Here is a 19,156-nt window from a genome sequence, read left to right as displayed (position 1 = left end):
GAAAGGGATGAAACAGTTTTTACTAGCCCCATCAATTTTGTCGGCAGATTTTGCCCGTCTGGGTGAAGATACGGCTAAAGCGCTGGCTGCCGGTGGCGATGTCGTGCATTTCGACGTGATGGATAATCACTACGTTCCCAACCTGACCATGGGGCCAATGGTGCTGAAAGCACTGCGTGATTATGGGATTACCGCGCCGATTGACGTGCATCTGATGGTGAAACCGGTTGATCGGTTGATACCTGACTTCGCTAAAGCCGGTGCCAGCTATATCACTTTTCATCCTGAAGCGTCCGAACATGTTGACCGCTCGTTGCAACTGATCAAAGAACAGGGTTGCAAAGCGGGTTTGGTGTTAAACCCGGCCACCTCGCTCAGTTATCTGGATTATGTCATGGATAAACTCGATGTCATCCTGTTGATGTCTGTTAACCCAGGTTTTGGCGGTCAGTCGTTTATTCCCGGCACTCTGGATAAATTGCGTCAGGTTCGCCAGCTTATCGACCAGAGCGGCTACGATATTCGCCTGGAAGTGGACGGCGGTGTGAAAGTGGAAAACATCGCCGAAATTGCTGCGGCGGGCGCGGATATGTTTGTCGCCGGTTCCGCTATTTTTGGCCAGGCCGATTACAAAAAAGTGATCAATGACATGCGTACTGAACTGGAGAAATCTCGTCATGGCTCATATCACTAAGGTTCGCGGATTAGCGTTCGATCTTGACGGGACGTTGATTGACAGCGCCCCAGGGTTGGCCAGTGCGGTTGATGCCACGCTGACTGCACTGAATCTACCGGTAGCCGGTGTTGAACGTGTCGCCACCTGGATTGGCAACGGCGCCGATATTATGATTGAGCGCGCGCTGCATTGGGCACTGGGCCATCCACCGCAAAGCGAGTTGTTAAGGGATGCCCGTGTCTTGCTGGATAAGCACTATGCCGTTACGGTAGAAAGCGGCAGTCAGTTGTTTCCGCAAGTGAAAGAAGGTCTGGCGGCACTGGCTGCCACAGGCGTGCCAATGGCGATTGTTACCAACAAACCAACGCCTTTTATTGCACCGTTGCTAACTTCATTGGGGATCGCTCAGTATTTCTCATTGGTCATCGGCGGTGATGATGTGGTGGCGAAAAAACCGCATCCTGCCCCTTTATTTCTGGTTCTGGGGACGTTTGGCTTGTTGCCGGGCGAGTTAGTGTTTGTCGGTGATTCCCGCAATGATATTCTGGCGGCACAGGCGGCAGGTTGCCCCTGCGTGGGGATGACTTATGGTTACAATTATGGTGAACCGATAGCCACCAGTAACCCAAGCCTTGTACTCGAGCATTTTAATGATTTGTTGCCCGCTCTCGGGCTGTAATTATCAGGACGAAAACCATGAGCAAACCCATCGTATTTAGCGGCGCACAGCCTTCCGGCGAACTGACCATTGGTAACTATATGGGTGCGCTGCGTCAGTGGGTCAATATGCAGGATGATTATGACTGCATCTATTGCATTGTCGATTTACATGCGATTACCGTCCGTCAGGATCCAGATGCGTTGCGTAAAGCGACGCTGGACACGCTGGCACTGTATCTGGCCTGTGGTATCGACCCTGAGAAGAGCACTATCTTCGTTCAGTCGCATGTGCCTGAACACGCTCAGTTGAGCTGGATCCTTAATTGTTACACCTATTTTGGCGAACTGAGCCGGATGACTCAGTTCAAGGACAAGTCGGCGCGTTATGAAGAGAATATTAATGCCGGTTTGTTTGATTATCCGGTGCTGATGGCGGCGGATATTTTGCTGTATCAGACCACACAGGTACCGGTTGGCGAAGATCAAAAACAGCATCTGGAGTTGAGCCGTGACGTGGCTTCGCGCTTCAATGCGTTGTATGGCGAGGTCTTTAAAATCCCTGAGCCGTTTATCCCGAAATCCGGTGCGCGCGTTATGTCGTTGCTGGAGCCAACGAAGAAGATGTCCAAATCTGACGATAACCGTAATAACGTGATCGGATTGCTGGAAGATCCGAAATCGGTGGTGAAAAAGATTAAACGGGCGATGACCGACGGCGACGAACCGCCTGTGGTGCGTTACGACATCAAAGAAAAAGCGGGTGTTTCTAATCTGCTGGACATTCTTTCTGGGGTGACGGGGCAGAGCATTCCTGAACTGGAACAGCAGTTTGCGGGGCAGATGTATGGCCACCTGAAAAGCGCGGTGGCTGAAGCCGTTTCCGGGATGTTGACGGAGTTACAGGCGCGTTATCACCGCTACCGTAACGATGAAGCCTTGCTGGAGAAGGTGATGCGTGAAGGCGCGGCGAAAGCCCGTTCTCAGGCGCAGAAAACGTTGACGAAAGTCTATGAAGCGGTTGGATTTGTTCCTCATCCGTAGCCGTTGAAGGGGTGCGTCTCAGGCCAGAGGCGGTTTTTTTTCCGCTTCTGGCTACGCAGTCGTCAGCCTGTTTTTTTCATCGCCAGGATCGCCCCGTCATACCAATACAAGGTCATGGTGTTGTTGGTCGGCACTGTCACCACCGCCCCGGGTCCCCAGGGCTGTTTACCGCACAGCACGTTAAACCCGTCTGGAACCTGGTAACCCTTTTCAGGGTCGTTCCGGTCGGCTGGCGTCAGTGTTGGCGGGCTGGTGCAGTTATCCATGACCGGATCGATAGCCCTCTCTTTGGTGCCTTTGGTCCAGATGATTTTGCGGGGGAAGAAGGTCACCTCCGCGCCCATGTACTGTGGATCGTTGACCACGACAGCCTGAATGCCGCTGTTGTCCACTTGCACGCCTTCCACCCGCCAGCGCCCCTGTAAAGCGCTATAACTGATTGTTGCGGCAGAACTCAGTTGGCTGAAACCAGCCAGTAAAACAGCCATCCACAGTCGACTCATCCCCTTTCCTCACACTATCAAGGTGTTGGAAATCAGTATAGATAAAATTCAGAACCAGCGTAAACGTTCACGTAGTGCGACCACTCGTCCGACGATAATCAGCGTGGGGCTGCTGGCCTGAGTAGCAAGTGTGCTCAGCTCTGCTAATGTGCCACTGACCACGCGCTGTCGGGTCGAGGTACCTCTTTCCACCAGGGCCACGGGCATGTCGCTCTCCATACCGTGGGCGATCAGTTGTTGCTGAATTTCTCCTGCTTGCGACAGGCCCATATAAAACACCAGCGTTTGTCGCTCAGCGGCCAGGTTTTTCCAATCGAGCGAAGCGTTGTTTTGTACGTGTCCCGTGACCAGCCGGACGCTTTGAGCGTAATCGCGGTGGGTAAGTGGAATGCCGCTATAGGCTGAGCAGCCAGAGGCGGCGGTAATGCCCGGCACCACGGAGAAAGGAATATCCGCCACCAGCAGCGCCTCAAGCTCTTCTGCGCCCCGGCCAAAGATAAAAGGATCCCCCCCTTTAAGGCGTACCACGCGTTTACCGCATTGTGCCTGTTGCAGCAGGATCTGATTAATCGCTTCCTGCGGCACACAGTGGAAGCCCGCCCGTTTCCCGACAAAGATCCGTTCAGCATCGCGCCTGACCAGCTCCATGATCTCATCCGAGACCAGGCGGTCATACACCACGACATCGGCTTGTTGGATAGCTTGTAGTCCTTTCAGGGTCAACAAACCCGCATCACCCGGTCCGGCGCCAACCAGTACCACTTCCCCCTTGTTATCAAGCGGTTCGCTGAATAAGGTCTCGGTCAGTTTTGCCGCCTGCGCGGTATCTTTATTGGCCAGGGTTTGCGCTAACCGGTCATGATGAAACACTTTTTCCCAGAAGCGTCTGCGTTGGCCCATTTCGCTGAATTGGTTTTTAACCCGCAGACGCAGGGAACCCGCCCATGTTGCAATGTTACCGAGGTGCTGTGGCAGGATGGCCTCGATTTTTTCACGCAGCAGACGGGCCATCACTGGGGCCGTACCACTGCTGGAAATCGCAATCATCAGTGGGGAACGATCAACGATTGACGGCATAATCGCGCTGGCGCCATCAGGGGCGTCGACCACGTTACAGAACACGCGTCGCGCTTCGGCAGCCGCACTGACCTGCTGATTAACCTGCTCATCATCCGTCGCGGCGATAACCAGCCAGCAGCCGTCAATCATCTCTGCTGCAAAAGGGGTCTGGATTAGCGTCAGTTCGCCAGACTGCTGCCATAGCTGGAATTGTGGCGAGAAGCGCAGTGCGCAAACGTGCAGGTTCGCCCCGGCTTTCAGTAACAGCCGGGCTTTGCGCTCGGCAATATCGCCGCCGCCAACCAGCAGACAGGTTTTGCCACGCAGTTGGCAGAATAACGGGAGATAATCCATATGACGCTCACAGTAATAAAAAGGGCCGCTTAATGCGGCCTCAATATAAGTATAAGACAGGCATCAGACAGCGACTTCAACCTGGCCGTCACGCACTCTGGCGGGCCATGCCGTTATCGAGTGCGAGGGATCTTCCATACACTGACCATCGCTCAGGCGAAAGTGCTGCTTTTTCAGCGGACTGGCAACCCACAGTGACTGCTGATGTTCGGCAATAATACCGCGTGATAGTACGCTGGCCTGGGCAAAAGGGTCAATGTTACTCAGGGCGTATACGGTTTCCTCCGCTGAGGGACGGAAAATAGCGACCTGATGACCCGCCACCAGCGCACAAACGCCGGTCGCGGGCAGGATGCACTCTACAGCACAAACAGTATGCCATTCGCTCATGATTGCTCCTCCAGCAGCACCACCGGGATGCGCTCTTCCGGGCGGGCAGGACGGTGCTGATCACGTTCTGCCACAACCTGTACCAGCGGATCACGCTGGGTATCGTTAACAAAGTGCGCGAAGCGGGCCAACTGGTCACTGTCGCTGAGGGTGGCTTGCCACTCACAGGTGAATGATTCACGCAGGCGGGTGATTTCACTTTCCAACTGGGCGTTCAGGCCCAGCTTGTCGTTGATGATCACCTGCCGTAGATAGTCGATGCCGCCGTCGAGGCTTTCCAGCCACAGCGAGGTGCGCTGTAGTTTATCGGCGGTACGAATATACAGCATCATAAAGCGGTCGATATAACGGATGAGCGTCTCACGATCCAGGTCTGCCGCCAGTAAGTCGGCATGACGTGGCTTCATGCCGCCATTGCCGCAAACATACAGGTTCCAGCCTTGCTCGGTGGCGATGACCCCGACATCTTTGCCCTGCGCTTCGGCACATTCACGGGTACAGCCTGAGACACCAAATTTCATTTTGTGCGGCGTGCGGATGCCTTTATAGCGGTTTTCCAACTCCACGCCCAGGCCGACGCTGTCGCCGACGCCGTAGCGGCACCAACTGCTGCCCACACAGGTTTTTGCCATACGTAGCGCTTTGGCATAGGCATGACCGGTTTCAAAGCCTGCGGCGATCAGTTGCTGCCAGATGGCGGGTAGATCGTCTTTCTGTGCGCCGAACAGGCCGATACGCTGTGAACCGGTGATTTTGGTGTAAAGATGGTAACGACGGCTAATTTCGCCAAGGGCGATTAAACCTTCCGGGGTAATTTCGCCGCCTGCGGAACGGGGGATGATTGAGTAAGTTCCGTCTTTTTGAATATTGCCCAGAAAGTTATCGTTACTGTCCTGTAGCGCGATGTGCTGTGGTTTCAGCACATATTCATTCCAGCATGAGGCCAGCAGAGACGCGACCGTAGGCTTACAGATTTCGCAGCCGTAACCCTGGCCGTATTTCGCCAGCAGTTGGTCGAAGGTCTTGATCTCTTCCACGCGGATCAGGTGATACAGTTCCTGGCGGGAGTAGTGGAAATGTTCGCAGAGGTGGTGATTAACGACGATCCCCTGGCTGCTCAACTCAGCATTCAGTACCTGGGTCATTAAAGGTACGCAACCGCCGCAGCCAGTACCGGCTCTGGTTTCGGCTTTCAACGCCGCCACAGTATGGCAACCATTCTGGATGGCGTTGATCAGGTCACCTTTGGTCACATCGAAGCAGGAACAGATCTGCGCCGTTGCCGGCAAGGCGCTCACGCCTGGCGCCGGTTTGCTGCCTGCATGTTCAGGCAGGATCAGCGTGTCAGGATGCGCCGGTAGTTCGATGGCATTCAGCATCAGTTGCAGCAGATTGCCGTAATCACGGGTATCGCCGACCAGTACCGCGCCCAGTAGTTTTTTATTGTCGGCGCTGACGATCAGACGTTTGTAGATTTCCTGCTGCTCGTCCAGATAAACATAGCTACGTGCGCCCTCGGTGCGACCGTGGGCATCACCAATCCCTCCCACATCGACACCCAGTAATTTCAGTTTGGCGCTCATATCCGCGCCGGTAAACGCATTATCGTTGCCCAGGAGATGGTCGGCTGCGACCTGCGCCATTTTATAACCTGGTGCAACCAGCCCGTAGAGCCGGTTTTGCCAGGCGGCGCATTCACCGATGGCATAAATATCCGCATCGGCGGTCTGGCACTGGTCATTGATCGACACTCCGCCGCGCTGCCCCAGCGGCAGTTTGGCCTGGCGGGCGAGGGTATCCCGAGGGCGAATGCCGGTAGAGAAGACGACGAAGTCGACTTCCAGCTCGCTGCCATCGGCAAATTTCAGCGTTTTGCCGCCCGCCGGTCGGTCGATAATAGTCTGGGTATTTTTGCTGGTATGGACCAACACGCCCATTCGCTCAATCTTCTGACGCAGTTGTTGTCCACCCTGCGGATCGAGTTGTTCAGCCATTAATACTGGAGCAAATTCAATGACGTGTGTTTCAATGCCTAAATTTTTCAGCGCGCCAGCGGCTTCCAGCCCCAGCAGTCCACCGCCGATGACCGCGCCACGTTTGCTACGGCGTGCGCAGGATTCGATAGCATTGAGGTCTTCAATGGTGCGATAGACGAAGCAGTCCTGACCGTCGGCGCCATTGATTGGCGGGATCCATGGATAAGAACCGGTTGCCAGTACCAGCTTGTCGTAATGGACGTTTCTGCCGGTATTGGAATAGATAATCTTTTTCTGGCGGTTCAGGCTGATAGCTTGTTCACCTGTCAGCACTTCGATCTGGTGTTGCGGGTAAAAACCGGTGGGCACCAGTGACAGCTCTTCCTCCGTATGGTGGGAGAACCAGGCGGAGAGGTGTACGCGGTCGTAAGCGACGCGGGGTTCTTCGCAAAAAACGGTGATGGCAAACTGGCCGGGAGCGGCTTTTTTTACCAGTTCTTCGATCAAACGATGTCCAACCATGCCGTTGCCAATAATAACGAGTCGGATGCTCATTTTTGCCTCACATTGCAAAATCATGCCGCTACAATAGCGCGCATCACTGTAGGGTTATTGATGTACGTCAAGCTGCATTTCAAATACTCCTTTATGGGTAGATGTATGATTTATCACAATTTTAATAACCTGAGGAAATCCTTCGACTTTCCCTTTCTGCACTCCAATAGCTAATAATGGTAATCAGCGTGCAGCTTTGGAAAACAGTGGTATGGTTATCAATAATCACTGGTGTCGAGGAGTGTTTCCATGTTGGCTGCTAATTTGAAATGGATTAATCACGTTCGGTTGCCGTGGCGTGAAGGACTATGGCAGATTGCCATTCGCGACGGCAAAATCGCCGCGCTTTCGCCGCAACCGCAAAATGCGCCTGTTGCGGATGCACTGGATGCGGAAGGCGGGCTGGCTTTTCCCCCCTTCATTGAACCTCATATTCATCTGGATACCACGCAAACAGCGGGGGAACCGAACTGGAACGAGTCCGGAACATTATTTGAAGGCATTGAGCGCTGGGCGGAACGTAAGGCTCTGCTGAACCATGAAGACGTGAAAACGCGCGCCCGGCAGACCTTGAAGTGGCAGATTGCCAACGGCATCCAGCATGTCCGTACCCATGTTGACGTTTCCGATCCCTCGTTAACCGCACTGCGGGCGATGTTGCAGGTGAAACAAGAGATGGCGCCGTGGGTGGATATACAACTGGTGGCGTTCCCGCAGGAAGGCATCCTCTCTTATCCCGACGGCGAGGCGTTGCTGGAAGAAGCGCTGAAGTTGGGCGCTGATGTGGCCGGCGCTATTCCGCATTTTGAGTTTACCCGTGAATACGGTGTGGAATCGTTGCATAAAGTCTTCGCGTTGGCGCAGAAGTACCAACGCATGGTGGATGTGCATTGTGATGAGATAGATGACGAGCAGTCGCGTTTTGTGGAAACGGTCGCCGCGCTGGCGCTGCGCGAAAATATGGGCGCACGGGTAACGGCCAGTCACACGACAGCGATGCATTCTTATAACGGGGCTTATACTTCACGGTTGTTTCGCCTGCTGAAGCGTTCTGGTATTAACTTCGTTGCTAATCCGTTGGTGAATATTCACTTGCAGGGACGTTTTGACAGCTATCCGAAACGGCGTGGCATTACCCGGGTGAAAGAGATGCTGGAGGCCGATATCAACGTCTGTTTTGGTCATGATGACGTATTCGATCCCTGGTATCCACTGGGTACCGCCAATATGTTGCAAGTGCTGCATATGGGGCTGCATGTTTGCCAACTGATGGGGTATGGTCAGTTGGATGAGGGGATAAAGCTGATCACCACCAACAGTGCGCGAACGCTGCAATTACGGGATTACGGCATCCAGACTGGCAACAGCGCCAGTTTGATAATCCTGCCTGCCGACAATGGTTTTGACGCGCTGCGTCGTCAGGTACCCGTCCGTTACTCAATCCGTCATGGTCGGGTGATTGCACAGACTAAACTTGCAGAAACCACGATTCACCTTGATGAGAGTGAACACGTCAATTTTAAGCGTTAGCGGCGCTGACGAAAAAACCGGGGAAAGCTCCCCGGCGTGGTGGTTTGGTGTGGTCAGTGTGCGGATACAAGGCCGCGTTGTTTATGCTTGCTGACAAAACCCAGCAGCAGACACATCACGAACACCACTGCGTACAGGCCATTTGCGGTCATCAGGGCCGCGTGCGGGCCACCCTTATCCACTATGGGGCCGGTGACCACGAAAGTTAACATGGTGCCGACGGTGCCGCAGGTCAAAATAAAGTTCACTAACCTGGGCGAGGATATACGGGTCTGTAGCGATCCCAGGGTGATGATGGTGGTGTAAATGGCGCTGGAACAGAAACCCAGACTCATCATGATCCCTTTCAGCATGGCGGCATCGTTACAGCGGACGAACCAGTACATCAGTGCCGTGGAGAGCAGGGCCAGCACGGTGACGATGCGCTGAGGATCGAAAAAACGCAGGATGGCGCTGAACGCCCACATGCCAATCATGTAGGAGGTCCAGAAGGTGCCCACCAGTCCGCCAGCCTGGGCCAGGTCCATGCCCCGGTCTTTGGTGGCATATTGCGGTACCCAACTGATAAAACCTAACTGCCCGAGGATATAACACAAGGCGGCGACGGACAGGAACAGTACGCCAATACCCCATTTTTCCTTTTCTATCATCGGCTGGTTAGGGGTTTTCTTGCCCAGTTGTGGGAATTGAAAACACAGCGTCAGTACGAAGATCGCCACATAAATCACACCGATGCAGACATACACCCAGTACCATGGCAAGGAACGCGCCAGGATAGCAGCGGCGATGATCGGGAAAATGGTGCCCGCCATGCTGAAGAAGGAATCGGTAAACAACAGGCGTGAGCCGCGCTGACGGTCTTCATACAGATGGGTTATCAGGAAGGTGCCGATCGACATGGTGATACCACTGACCACCCCCAACACAAACATGCACAGTGAGAAAACGCTCAGACTGTGGCTGGTTATCAGGCCCAGCACCGCCAGCACCATCAGCACAAAACCAAATATCAGTTGGCGTTTCAGTGGGATGATTTCCATCAGCCAGGCATTTAAAAACACCGCCGCCAGAATACCGGCGTTAAGGAAGGTAAAGGTATTGCTCATCTGTGCGACGGGCAGGTGGAAATACTCCGCAATATTTTCCAGCACCATTCCTGTGACGATGACGACAGCGCCGGTTAGCGCATAGGAGAGGAAACTTATCCAGGTCAGTCCGATTCGATCGCGATTAGTCATTGTGGTAACTCGTAACTCGTCAGTCTTAAGGATCGTGAAGCAGGACGCTCACGATGAACTCTGGCAGTGTAGCGAGAATGGTGAACCGCTTGAATAAATAATAAAATATTTGGTTTCAATTACATAAGTTTCGTGATGAATATCACCGTTCTCACTGTCGCGTCTGGGATCGTCAACGTGTCATGCACGTAAATAAAGGTAAACCTCTGGCGCAGTGATAAGGCTCTCTTTACAATCAACGTTGTTTTTTCTGGCCTGTAGCCCTCAGTAAGGAATCTTTCATGTTAAAACGTACTTTGACCGCGGTCGCCACTGTGCTGGCATTGTCCACGATTTCCGCTTCCGCGCTGGCTGCGCAAGGGGATACTCACGTGCTGCTGACGACCTCGGTGGGCAATATTGAGTTGGAGCTCGATAATCAAAAGGCCCCGATCTCGACGAAAAATTTCGTGGATTACGTGAATAGTGGTTTCTACAACAACACCCTGTTTCACCGTGTTATCCCTGGTTTTATGGTGCAGGGGGGCGGCTTTACCACTGATATGCAGCAGAAACCGACCAATGCGCCGATCAAAAATGAAGCGGACAATGGCCTGCTGAACAAGCGTGGCACCATCTCAATGGCGCGCACTGCCGACAAAGACAGCGCCACCAGCCAGTTTTTTATCAACGTTGCCGATAATGCCTTCCTCGATCACGGTCAGCGTGACTTCGGCTATGCCGTGTTCGGCAAAGTGGTTAAAGGGCTGGATGTGGCCGATAAAATTTCGCAGTTACCGACGCAAAATGTGGGACCTTACCAGAATGTTCCCGTGAAGCAGGTGACCATTATTTCGGCAAAAGTCCTGCCTTAACTTTTCGTTGGCGCCGTCTGACCTTCCGGCTGAGCGGCTGATTGAGATGCTGGCGGCGGCGTTGGTAACGTGGTAAGCGAATGGCAGGAAAATGTGTAGAATAGCGGCCTGCCAATCCAGTCGGAGCGCTGATGCTGCTGCTAATTGATAATTATGACTCTTTCACCTGGAACCTCTATCAATATTTCTGTGAGCTGGGGGTGGAAGTGTGCGTACAGCGTAATGATCAACTGACGCTGGAACAGATAGCGGCTCTACAACCGGAAAGGTTGGTTATCTCCCCCGGACCTTGTACGCCCGATGATGCGGGGATCTCGCTGGCCGCCATTGCGGCATTCTCCGGGAAACTCCCCATTCTGGGGGTTTGCCTGGGGCATCAGGCCATCGCCCAGGCTTTTGGCGCACGGGTCGTACGGGCACGAGAGGTGATGCACGGCAAAACCTCGCCGATTGAACATAACGACAGTGGCGTCTTTACCGGACTGAATCATCCGCTGACCGTGACCCGTTATCACTCGTTGATCGTTGAAAAATCCACTCTCCCTGCCGAGTTTGACATTACCGCCTGGACGCTGCGTGACGGAGAACCTGATGAGATTATGGGATTTCGCCATCGTCATCTGCCGCTGGAAGGGGTGCAATTCCATCCGGAGAGCATCCTCAGTGAGCAGGGACATCAGCTATTGAATAATTTTCTCCGGCAGTAAAATAGTTGCCTTAAAGTGATTTTTTATGCATATTTTGTGATTATAATTTCACTTCCTTGCAACGTAAAAAATGGGGTAGTCAATGGCAGCGGATAAATTAGCAGTAACGCGGACAACCTTCGATGAGGTGATCCTGCCGGTTTTTTCACCTGCTCAGTTTGTGCCGGTGAAGGGTAAGGGCAGTCGGGTCTGGGATCAGGCAGGGAAAGAGTATATTGATTTTTCCGGCGGGATCGCCGTAACCGCGCTGGGCCATTGTCATCCGGCGTTAGTGGCAGCCTTAAAAAGCCAGGGTGAAACGCTGTGGCACACCAGTAATGTATTCACCAATGAGCCCGCGTTGCGCCTTGCCAGCAAGCTGACCGCAGCCACTTTTGCTGATCGGGTGTTCTTTGCCAACTCTGGCGCTGAAGCTAACGAGGCGGCTTTCAAGTTGGCGCGTTACTATGCCGCCAAACGCCATTCGCCTTATAAGAGCAAAATCATCGCTTTCCATAATGCTTTCCACGGACGCACACTGTTTACCGTTTCTGTTGGCGGTCAGCCGAAATACTCTGATGGTTTCGGTCCGAAACCCGCCGATATTGTCCACGTGCCGTTTAACGACCTGGACGCGGTTAAAGCGGTGATTGATGACCATACCTGCGCCATCGTGGTGGAGCCGATCCAGGGAGAGGGCGGCATCACCCCCGCCACGCCAGAATTTATGCAGGGTCTGCGCCAGTTGTGTGATGAATATCAGGCGCTGCTGGTACTGGATGAAGTGCAGAGTGGCATGGGCCGTAGCGGCAAGTTGTTTGCTTATGAGTACTATGGCGTGTCGCCGGATATTCTGACCACCGCGAAAGCGCTGGGCGGTGGCTTCCCGATCAGTGCGATGTTGACCACCCGTGATATCGCCTCGGTCATGTCGCCAGGCGTGCATGGCACCACTTACGGTGGTAACCCGCTGGCCTGTGCGGTGGCTGAGGCGGCGCTGGACATCATCAATACGGAAGCGGTGTTGCATGGCGTGGAAACCCGTCGTCAGCAGTTTGTTAGCGCCCTGCAGGATCTTGACGCGAAGTGGGATCTGTTCAGCGACATCCGTGGCAAAGGCCTGCTGATTGGTGCGGCGCTTAAGTCGCAGTATGCCGGCAAGATGAGCGATATTCTGCAGGCGGCGGCGGCGGAAGGCGTGATGTTGTTGACGGCGGGTACTGGCGTTATCCGTTTTGCGCCATCGTTGGTGATTGAACCGGCTGATATTGCCGAGGGGATGACTCGCTTCGCCGCGGCTGTGGGCACGGTGTTGGCGGCTTAAAACGGTCAGACAGCCTGAGTCATCAGGCTGATTTCCTTAAGCGCCGTGACAACCAGAGTCCATGATGGGGGCGGTTACTCCATGCCAGAGAAGAGATGGTGTGCATAACGCTGAGATGTCCCAGGATCCGTTGTACATGTCTTTCCAAAATGGTTACGGCTCCCTGTTGAATCTCAACTTGTGCATCCAGCAGCATGTCAGTGTCTGAACTGGGGCCATCATATTCCAGCCGCTGCTGACAACGTTGTAAGGCTATCTCACACGATTGTAAGCAGCGTTGCGCCAGGGATGGGGTCAGCATGGTGTGCTCCCGTGCGAGGATAGTCATCGCATTGATGTGCTCAACAATAAACTGGCTGTGCGTCACCCAAAGTTTCATATCCACCAGATAGCGGTCATTAAAACCCGGTTCCTGCATCGCCTGGTGCAGCGAGTTAAACAACGCGTTATGTGCCTGGTTGACGCGCATCCTTTGCCAGGCCAGCTTCTCCGGGTCTTGCTCATTGCCGAGCAACATCTGTAGCGCCTCCTGATAGGTTTCCAACGCATCGTGCGCATTCTGCCGCAGTAAGCCGCTTTGCCACTGCGGCCACAACCAGATCATGCCGCCGAAAGCAATCAGACAACCCATCAGGGTATCCATCAAACGTGGCAGCAGGAAGTCCGCGCCATTAAGCGACAACAATTGCAGCGAGTAAACGGCGGTTACGGTAAAACCAATCATTGCCCAGCCGTAGAATTTACGGATAAACAGATAGCTGACCAGAGTGATAACCAACATCACCAAGAGCATCAGCGTTTCGGGCACCTGCAATTGCAGGGTAATGGCGGCGATGACCAGTCCGGCAAAGGTGCCGAGTGCCCGGTGTTGAATACGTACCCTTGTCGCACGGTAGCCGTTTTGGCTGACAAACATGACCGTCATCAAAATCCAGTAGGGCTTGGGTAAATTAAAGAACAGCGCCAGCGAGCTGCCAAAAGCCAGCATCACCGCGAAGCGGGCAGCGGTGCGCAGTGCAGTGGATTTCAGCGAAAGGTAGTTTTTTATCGCCGGTAGCAAGGGCAGGCGGCGCTGGCGATCAGCCATCAGATCGCGTTGATAAAGAGGCCGCTGGTTGCGTAGCACCCGGGCTATCCGGCTGAAATGGTAATAGCAGAAACTGCCCACGGTGTTATCCGGGTGTTGGCGCGAAATTTTCTCCAGTGCCTGTAACGGTTTATCCATGCTGAAACGTTCCGGGAGCTTGTGGTACAGGATATCATCCGCTAACTCGCGCAACCTTGCCGCAATTGTCTGGGCATTCCAGCGGAGCACTGCCTCGGCATGGCTTTGTTCCACCAGTTTCAGTACTTCTTCCGGCTGATGCAGACTGACGGAGATATGTTCTTGCAGATCCAGCGCGACCTGAAAGGCGCGGGTTAGCCGTTTGTGATGACTGTCGTTGTTAGCGGCTAACATGTGCATTTGTTGGTAGCAGGTGGTTATCAGATCGACCGCTTTCTGCTGGCGGATGAGCAACGGCGGCAGGGTTTTTTCCGGGTCTGCCAGACGGGTCAGCTGTGTGTATTTTACCTCGCAGTAATCCGCCAGTTCACGGTACAGCAGGCTCAGTGTTTCGCGCATCGGCTGCTCTTTCCACAGCCGGAACCAGCACCAGTTGAAGACGCCATACCACACTGTGCCCATCACATAGAGCAATGGCGGTTGCCAGACAGGCACTCTGCCGGCAAGACTCAGGGTGAAGATGGCGGCAATCAGCGAACCGGGCAGTAATCGCCCATGTAGTGGGCTGATTTCTCCCGTCACGCCCAGCAACATAGCCATCACCAACAAGATAACCGGCAGGGGAACATGATGTTCGCCAAGGTACTGGATCAGGAAACTACTGAAGGCAAACAGGCTTCCCCCAACGATTAGCCGCTTAAAAAAGCGTTTATGCGGGGTATCAAGGCCGGCATTGTTGCAGCAAGCTGGAACTAACGAGAACAGCAGCCCTTTTTGCAAATCGCCCAGCAACCAGCCAATCGCGACGGGCAAACACAGCACCAGCGTTTGACGCAGTGCATAATTGACTTCAGGGTGATAAATGATTCGACGCCACATCGCTCCATACCAAATAAAGGCGCAACAGGGACTGTCGCGCCGTGGATCAGAGCCGGTTAGCGTGTACCGTAGACAACGATAGTTTTACCGTGTGCGGAGATCAGATTCTGATCTTCCAGCATTTTCAGGATTCGCCCAACGGTTTCACGGGAGCAGCCAACAATCTGGCCGATCTCCTGGCGGGTGATTTTGATCTGCATGCCATCAGGGTGAGTCATGGCATCCGGCTGTTTAGCCAGATTCAGTAGGGTCTGCGCAATGCGACCTGTCACGTCGAGGAATGCTAAATTACCGACTTTCTCAGAGGTTACCTGCAGACGACGTGCCATCTGTGAAGAGAGACGCATCAGAATATCGGGGTTGACCTGGATCAACTGGCGGAACTTTTTATAGGAAATTTCAGCGACTTCACATGCGGATTTCGCCCGAACCCATGCGCTGCGTTCCTGGCCTTCTTCAAACAGGCCAAGCTCACCAATAAAATCACCTTGATTGAGGTAAGAAAGGATCATCTCTTTGCCTTCTTCATCCTTAATCAGCACTGCTACCGCGCCTTTGACGATGTAGTAGAGCGTTTCCGCTTTTTCACCCTGGTGAATCAGCGTGCTTTTGGATGGATACTTATGAATATGGCAATGTGACAGGAACCATTCAAGTGTCGGGTCTGTTTGCGGTTTGCCGAGAACCATTCGCTGTTATCCTCTATTGTAATCGTGCCTTAAATTCAGGGGCTGAATTCCCTGGCAGGCGTTGTAATAGTCAAGCGTTTCCCTGGGCAGGAAATTTATTCGGGCTTTTGTTCAAAGCCTGGCTCGTTATGTCATTCCGTTTCGTCATGATTGTAGAGTACTGACGAAGGTATTACAGCTTTGTTTGTAGCACAGCTTTGGACGGGTGTCTTGTGTTGTCTCGCTTCAGCATAGTGCGAAATTTGCTGCATTGCCGTTTTTGTTACTAAAGCGTAATCTGACGTTAACTGAATGAATTAGAGGAATTTGTTATGCAAGCACGAGTCAAGTGGGTGGAAGGGCTGACCTTTTTGGGAGAATCCTCATCGGGACATCAGGTATTGATGGATGGCAACTCCGGTGATAAAGCACCCAGCCCGATGGAAATGGTGCTGATGGCGGCGGGCGGCTGTAGTGCGATTGACGTGGTTTCTATCCTGCAAAAGGGCCGCCATGCGGTAACCGATTGTGAAGTGAAGTTGACCTCTGAGCGGCGTGAAGAAGCGCCACGCCTGTTTACGCATATCAATCTGCACTTTATTGTCAGCGGTAAGGCGCTTGCTGATAACGCGGTGTCGCGTGCTGTTGACCTCTCTGCGGAGAAATATTGTTCCGTAGCCCTGATGTTGGGCAAAGGAGTGGCGATAACCCACAGCTATGAAGTGATTGCGCTGTAAAATGTCCCACGCCCCGCAGCGCCGGGGCATTACTCTATTGTCTTCCCTTCGATGAGCCGTTTCACCAGCGGTCCCATAATCAGTTCCATCGCCAGCCCCATTTTACCGCCTGGCACCACCAGCGTATTAATTTGCGAGATAAACGATCCCTGTAACATGGTCAACAGATACGGAAAATCAATATCTTCCAGCGCCTGAAAATGGATAACCACAAAGCTCTCATCGAGAGAAGGGATGCCCCGTGCAGCGAATGGATTGGAGGTATCAACGGTGGGTACGCGCTGGAAGTTAATATGCGTACGGGAGAATTGAGGGGTGATGAAGTTAATGTAATCTTCCATTGAGCGGACCACAGAATCCATGACCGCTTCACGTGAATGACCGCGCTCGCTGGTATCGCGCACCAGTTTTTGGATCCACTCCAGGTTGACGATGGGCACCACGCCTACCAATAGATCCACCTGCTGCGCAACATTGTTTTGCGGTGTGACCACACCGCCATGCAACCCTTCATAGAACAGGACATCAGTGGGTTCCGGCAACGGCTGCCATGGCGTAAAGGTACCGGGTACCTGATTCCATGGCACGGCCTCGTCGTAAGTATGCAGATATTTGCGGGACTGACCGCGGCCGCTGCGGCCATATTCCTGGAAGGTTTGCTCCAGAAGCGCAAAATCGTTGGCTTCCGGGCCAAAATAACTGATGTGTCGTCCCATATCGCGTGCTTTACGGATCGCCATATCCATTTCAGGCCGGGTATAGCGATGAAAGCTGTCGCCCTCCACCTCTGCTGCATGCAGGTTCAGCTGCTGAAAAATTTTCCGGAAGGCCAGACTGGTGGTGGTGGTTCCCGCGCCGCTGGAACCGGTTACGGCAATCACCGGATGTTTGGCAGACATAGCAGAGCTCCCTGAGAAAGATCATATCGAATCAGCATTGGTATCATGTTTCGCGCACGGGTGTCACCTTTGCCCCTCTCCGATGCCAAAAAAGCAACACGCCGCCGCAATTTTGCTGCTTCATTTAGTGTTCAAAATTAATCAGACTGAATAAAACAGTGCAGGAGATAACTTTCGATGAATATGCCGTCGTCACGCTGGTGGTGGGATCTCTCTACCCGTGAATTCAGCGAGCTGGAGATGGACAAAATTGTTGCGGTGCTGCCGACTGGCGCGGTGGAGCAGCATGGACCGCATTTGCCGGTCAGGGTGGATGCCGCGATTAATGCCGGGATTATTGCCGAAGCGGTCGGAATGATGCCCGCGGACCTGCCTGTGCTGATCCTTCCCGCGCAGCCGGTCGGCAAATCTGATGAACATCTCAATTACCCCGGTACGCTGACCCTTCCTTATGATGTGTTGGGTAAAGTGTGGTTTGAAGTGGCAAAAAGCGCCTGGCGCGCCGGGATCCGCAAGCTGATTTTCTGGAACTCGCATGGCGGCCAGCCGCAGCTGATGGAAATTGTCTGCCGCCAGTTGCGTATTGAGCTGGGAATGTTTGCCGTCGGGGCCAGTTGGTTCCGCACCATCGATTCCAGCGATCTGTTCAGTGAACATGAGCGGCAGCACGGTATTCACGGCGGGGAGTCGGAAACCAGCGTGATGCTGCATCTTCATCCAGATTTGGTGCAGATGGCGTACGCGGAGAATTTTGTTTCCGCTTCGGTGGCACTGGCGGAAACCTGCGGCATTCTTACTCCAGAAGGCGGCGTGGGCTTTGGCTGGATGGCGGAGGATCTGCATCCTTCCGGTACTACCGGCAACGCATCTGCTGCGGATGCTGAGCGCGGCAAAATCGAAACCCGACGGGCGGCTGAGGCGCTGATTAAGCTGATCCGTGAGGTGCAGGTTTACCAGCCGCCTTATCAGTCTGCTTAGCCTAAGCCATCTGGTTCATCATTGCCTTGATCGTTTCTGCCAGCACGCTGCCAATGGCGCTGGTACCACGATCGTGCCCAATCAGCATCAGGTTCTGCGTGCGCTGCGCCAGCTCACGCACCGGAATATAGATCAGCCTGCCGCTGCGCAGATCGAACTCAATATCAAATGGCGTCAGGAAGGTCAGCGCCTGGTCGACCATGGCCGCCTGACGCATCACCTCGATCGAATTGGTTTCAATGACCGGATGCACGGTCACCAGCGCCCGTGAGAACAGATCGTTCAGATAGGGACGGATCACCATCGATTTGTCGGCAATCACCAGCGCATGGGGCACACAGTCGCTCAGGCGCAGGCTGGTTTTATCCGCCAGTGGATGGCCGGGAGCGACCACTGCCCCCAGCCGTCCGACCGCGCTGCCCAACGTGCGCAGGGAAGGGGGTAAATCAAAGTCGAATCCCAGCCCTAAATCCGCCTCGCCCGACTCCACTGCACTGGTAATGTCGTGCCCGGTGGTCATCTGCCGCAGGACTAATTTTACCCTTGGATTCGCCCGTCTGAATTCCGCAGCCACGCGGGGGATCAGGTTAGCCGCCAGCCCGCTCATCATCGCTACTGTCACTTCGCCGCGCCTCAGCCCTTTCAGTTCCTCAATCTTAATCTGCGCCCATTCCAGCTCTTTAAATGTCTGGCGCACGTGGTGGATCAGCACTTCTCCGGCGGCGGTCAGCATCATTTTGCGCGGCAGGCGCTGGAATAGCGGAGTGCCAAGCTCTTCCTCCAGCGCGAGGATTTGCCGGTTAATGGCAGAGGCAGAAATATGCAGTCTGCTGGCCGCTTTTCGGATTGACCCGCTGCGCGCCACTTCATCCAGGTAGGTCCACAGGCGATGCTGAAGCATAACGACTCCGTAGTGTTGCCTTT

General features: G+C 53.9%; 18 protein-coding genes. 9 read left to right on the top strand and 9 right to left on the bottom strand.

Annotated elements, in window-relative coordinates; genetic code table 11:
* Nucleotides 1-7: 7 nt before the first annotated feature.
* The 3 genes from rpe to trpS are packed head-to-tail and all read left to right on the top strand — an operon-like array spanning nucleotide 8 to nucleotide 2,377.
* Nucleotides 8-694 (top strand): ribulose-phosphate 3-epimerase, encoded by a 687-nt coding sequence (gene rpe / locus EH228_RS07500; RefSeq protein WP_152321049.1) that lies wholly within the window; start codon nucleotides 8-10, stop codon nucleotides 692-694.
* Nucleotides 678-1,355, top strand: a complete 678-nt coding sequence (locus tag EH228_RS07495) for a phosphoglycolate phosphatase (protein ID WP_152321048.1) — start codon at nucleotides 678-680, stop codon at nucleotides 1,353-1,355. Before rpe ends, EH228_RS07495 begins: the two co-directional genes overlap by 17 nt.
* A gap of 17 nt (nucleotides 1,356-1,372) precedes the next feature.
* Nucleotides 1,373-2,377 (top strand): tryptophan--tRNA ligase, encoded by a 1,005-nt coding sequence (gene trpS / locus EH228_RS07490; RefSeq protein WP_152321047.1) that lies wholly within the window; start codon nucleotides 1,373-1,375, stop codon nucleotides 2,375-2,377.
* 62 nt (nucleotides 2,378-2,439) lie between these two features.
* Here trpS and EH228_RS07485 read toward each other — a convergent pair whose 3' ends face one another.
* From EH228_RS07485 to nirB, 4 genes are all read right to left on the bottom strand, one after another.
* Nucleotides 2,440-2,880, bottom strand: a complete 441-nt coding sequence (locus tag EH228_RS07485) for a hypothetical protein (RefSeq protein ID WP_152321046.1) — start codon at nucleotides 2,878-2,880, stop codon at nucleotides 2,440-2,442.
* A gap of 48 nt (nucleotides 2,881-2,928) precedes the next feature.
* Nucleotides 2,929-4,293 carry a siroheme synthase CysG gene (gene cysG / locus EH228_RS07480; RefSeq protein ID WP_152321045.1) on the bottom strand — a complete coding sequence of 455 codons (1,365 nt, stop codon included), beginning with the start codon at nucleotides 4,291-4,293 and terminating at the stop codon, nucleotides 2,929-2,931.
* A 63-nt stretch (nucleotides 4,294-4,356) separates the two neighbouring features.
* Nucleotides 4,357-4,683 (bottom strand): nitrite reductase small subunit NirD, encoded by a 327-nt coding sequence (gene nirD / locus EH228_RS07475; protein ID WP_152321044.1) that lies wholly within the window; start codon nucleotides 4,681-4,683, stop codon nucleotides 4,357-4,359.
* Nucleotides 4,680-7,214 carry a nitrite reductase large subunit NirB gene (gene nirB / locus EH228_RS07470; RefSeq protein WP_152321043.1) on the bottom strand — a complete coding sequence of 845 codons (2,535 nt, stop codon included), beginning with the start codon at nucleotides 7,212-7,214 and terminating at the stop codon, nucleotides 4,680-4,682. The genes nirD and nirB overlap by 4 nt, the downstream gene beginning before the upstream one ends.
* Before the next feature lie 249 nt (nucleotides 7,215-7,463).
* Here nirB and EH228_RS07465 point away from each other — a divergent pair, with 249 nt between their 5' ends.
* Nucleotides 7,464-8,744 (top strand): cytosine deaminase, encoded by a 1,281-nt coding sequence (locus tag EH228_RS07465; protein WP_152321042.1) that lies wholly within the window; start codon nucleotides 7,464-7,466, stop codon nucleotides 8,742-8,744.
* Nucleotides 8,745-8,797: 53 nt separating this feature from the next.
* On the opposite strand, the gene tsgA is transcribed toward EH228_RS07465, so the two are convergent.
* Nucleotides 8,798-9,982, bottom strand: a complete 1,185-nt coding sequence (tsgA, locus tag EH228_RS07460; RefSeq protein WP_152321041.1) for an MFS transporter TsgA — start codon at nucleotides 9,980-9,982, stop codon at nucleotides 8,798-8,800.
* Nucleotides 9,983-10,263: 281 nt separating this feature from the next.
* Between tsgA and ppiA the strand changes: the two genes are divergently transcribed.
* The 3 genes from ppiA to argD all read left to right on the top strand — a co-directional run bounded on the left by ppiA (nucleotide 10,264) and on the right by argD (nucleotide 12,846).
* On the top strand, nucleotides 10,264-10,836 hold the full coding sequence (gene ppiA, locus EH228_RS07455; RefSeq protein ID WP_152321040.1) for a peptidylprolyl isomerase A: 573 nt from the start codon (nucleotides 10,264-10,266) through the stop codon (nucleotides 10,834-10,836).
* Between the two features lie 131 nt (nucleotides 10,837-10,967).
* Entirely contained in the window at nucleotides 10,968-11,543 is a 576-nt protein-coding gene (locus tag EH228_RS07450) for an aminodeoxychorismate synthase component II (RefSeq protein ID WP_152321039.1), read from the top strand.
* 82 nt (nucleotides 11,544-11,625) lie between these two features.
* Complete coding sequence (gene argD / locus EH228_RS07445; protein WP_152321038.1) at nucleotides 11,626-12,846, top strand: bifunctional acetylornithine/succinyldiaminopimelate transaminase; 1,221 nt, start codon at nucleotides 11,626-11,628, stop codon at nucleotides 12,844-12,846.
* A gap of 22 nt (nucleotides 12,847-12,868) precedes the next feature.
* Here the strand turns inward: argD and EH228_RS07440 are convergent, their stop codons facing one another.
* Together EH228_RS07440 and crp are read right to left on the bottom strand one after the other, a co-directional pair.
* Entirely contained in the window at nucleotides 12,869-14,950 is a 2,082-nt protein-coding gene (locus tag EH228_RS07440) for a YccS/YhfK family putative transporter (RefSeq protein ID WP_152321037.1), read from the bottom strand.
* Between the two features lie 56 nt (nucleotides 14,951-15,006).
* Nucleotides 15,007-15,639 (bottom strand): cAMP-activated global transcriptional regulator CRP, encoded by a 633-nt coding sequence (crp, locus tag EH228_RS07435; RefSeq protein WP_048917664.1) that lies wholly within the window; start codon nucleotides 15,637-15,639, stop codon nucleotides 15,007-15,009.
* Nucleotides 15,640-15,950: 311 nt separating this feature from the next.
* Between crp and EH228_RS07430 the strand changes: the two genes are divergently transcribed.
* The gene (locus EH228_RS07430) at nucleotides 15,951-16,355 is read left to right on the top strand and encodes an OsmC family protein (protein ID WP_152321036.1); all 405 of its coding nucleotides are present in this window, start codon (nucleotides 15,951-15,953) and stop codon (nucleotides 16,353-16,355) included.
* 29 nt (nucleotides 16,356-16,384) lie between these two features.
* On the opposite strand, the gene EH228_RS07425 is transcribed toward EH228_RS07430, so the two are convergent.
* Nucleotides 16,385-17,254 (bottom strand): phosphoribulokinase, encoded by an 870-nt coding sequence (locus EH228_RS07425; protein ID WP_152321035.1) that lies wholly within the window; start codon nucleotides 17,252-17,254, stop codon nucleotides 16,385-16,387.
* A 177-nt stretch (nucleotides 17,255-17,431) separates the two neighbouring features.
* Between EH228_RS07425 and EH228_RS07420 the strand changes: the two genes are divergently transcribed.
* On the top strand, nucleotides 17,432-18,232 hold the full coding sequence (locus EH228_RS07420; RefSeq protein ID WP_152321034.1) for a creatininase family protein: 801 nt from the start codon (nucleotides 17,432-17,434) through the stop codon (nucleotides 18,230-18,232).
* 1 nt (nucleotide 18,233) lies between these two features.
* On the opposite strand, the gene EH228_RS07415 is transcribed toward EH228_RS07420, so the two are convergent.
* Nucleotides 18,234-19,133 (bottom strand): LysR family transcriptional regulator, encoded by a 900-nt coding sequence (locus tag EH228_RS07415; protein ID WP_152321033.1) that lies wholly within the window; start codon nucleotides 19,131-19,133, stop codon nucleotides 18,234-18,236.
* Between the last annotated feature and the right edge of the window lie 23 nt (nucleotides 19,134-19,156).

The sequence above is a fragment of the Erwinia endophytica genome (assembly GCF_009295515.1).
Lineage (GTDB): Bacteria > Pseudomonadota > Gammaproteobacteria > Enterobacterales > Enterobacteriaceae > Erwinia > Erwinia endophytica.
Note: the sequence above shows the minus strand (reverse complement) of the source record. Positions and strands in the feature narration are given on the sequence as shown.

Coding starts and splice junctions, on each gene's coding strand:
- rpe (WP_152321049.1), top strand. CDS start 8: ATGAAACAGTTTTTACTAGCCCCATCAATTTTGTCGGCAGATTTTGCC.
- EH228_RS07495 (WP_152321048.1), top strand. CDS start 678: ATGGCTCATATCACTAAGGTTCGCGGATTAGCGTTCGATCTTGACGGG.
- trpS (WP_152321047.1), top strand. CDS start 1,373: ATGAGCAAACCCATCGTATTTAGCGGCGCACAGCCTTCCGGCGAACTG.
- EH228_RS07485 (WP_152321046.1), bottom strand. CDS start 2,880: ATGAGTCGACTGTGGATGGCTGTTTTACTGGCTGGTTTCAGCCAACTG.
- cysG (WP_152321045.1), bottom strand. CDS start 4,293: ATGGATTATCTCCCGTTATTCTGCCAACTGCGTGGCAAAACCTGTCTG.
- nirD (WP_152321044.1), bottom strand. CDS start 4,683: ATGAGCGAATGGCATACTGTTTGTGCTGTAGAGTGCATCCTGCCCGCG.
- nirB (WP_152321043.1), bottom strand. CDS start 7,214: ATGAGCATCCGACTCGTTATTATTGGCAACGGCATGGTTGGACATCGT.
- EH228_RS07465 (WP_152321042.1), top strand. CDS start 7,464: ATGTTGGCTGCTAATTTGAAATGGATTAATCACGTTCGGTTGCCGTGG.
- tsgA (WP_152321041.1), bottom strand. CDS start 9,982: ATGACTAATCGCGATCGAATCGGACTGACCTGGATAAGTTTCCTCTCC.
- ppiA (WP_152321040.1), top strand. CDS start 10,264: ATGTTAAAACGTACTTTGACCGCGGTCGCCACTGTGCTGGCATTGTCC.
- EH228_RS07450 (WP_152321039.1), top strand. CDS start 10,968: ATGCTGCTGCTAATTGATAATTATGACTCTTTCACCTGGAACCTCTAT.
- argD (WP_152321038.1), top strand. CDS start 11,626: ATGGCAGCGGATAAATTAGCAGTAACGCGGACAACCTTCGATGAGGTG.
- EH228_RS07440 (WP_152321037.1), bottom strand. CDS start 14,950: ATGTGGCGTCGAATCATTTATCACCCTGAAGTCAATTATGCACTGCGT.
- crp (WP_048917664.1), bottom strand. CDS start 15,639: ATGGTTCTCGGCAAACCGCAAACAGACCCGACACTTGAATGGTTCCTG.
- EH228_RS07430 (WP_152321036.1), top strand. CDS start 15,951: ATGCAAGCACGAGTCAAGTGGGTGGAAGGGCTGACCTTTTTGGGAGAA.
- EH228_RS07425 (WP_152321035.1), bottom strand. CDS start 17,254: ATGTCTGCCAAACATCCGGTGATTGCCGTAACCGGTTCCAGCGGCGCG.
- EH228_RS07420 (WP_152321034.1), top strand. CDS start 17,432: ATGAATATGCCGTCGTCACGCTGGTGGTGGGATCTCTCTACCCGTGAA.
- EH228_RS07415 (WP_152321033.1), bottom strand. CDS start 19,133: ATGCTTCAGCATCGCCTGTGGACCTACCTGGATGAAGTGGCGCGCAGC.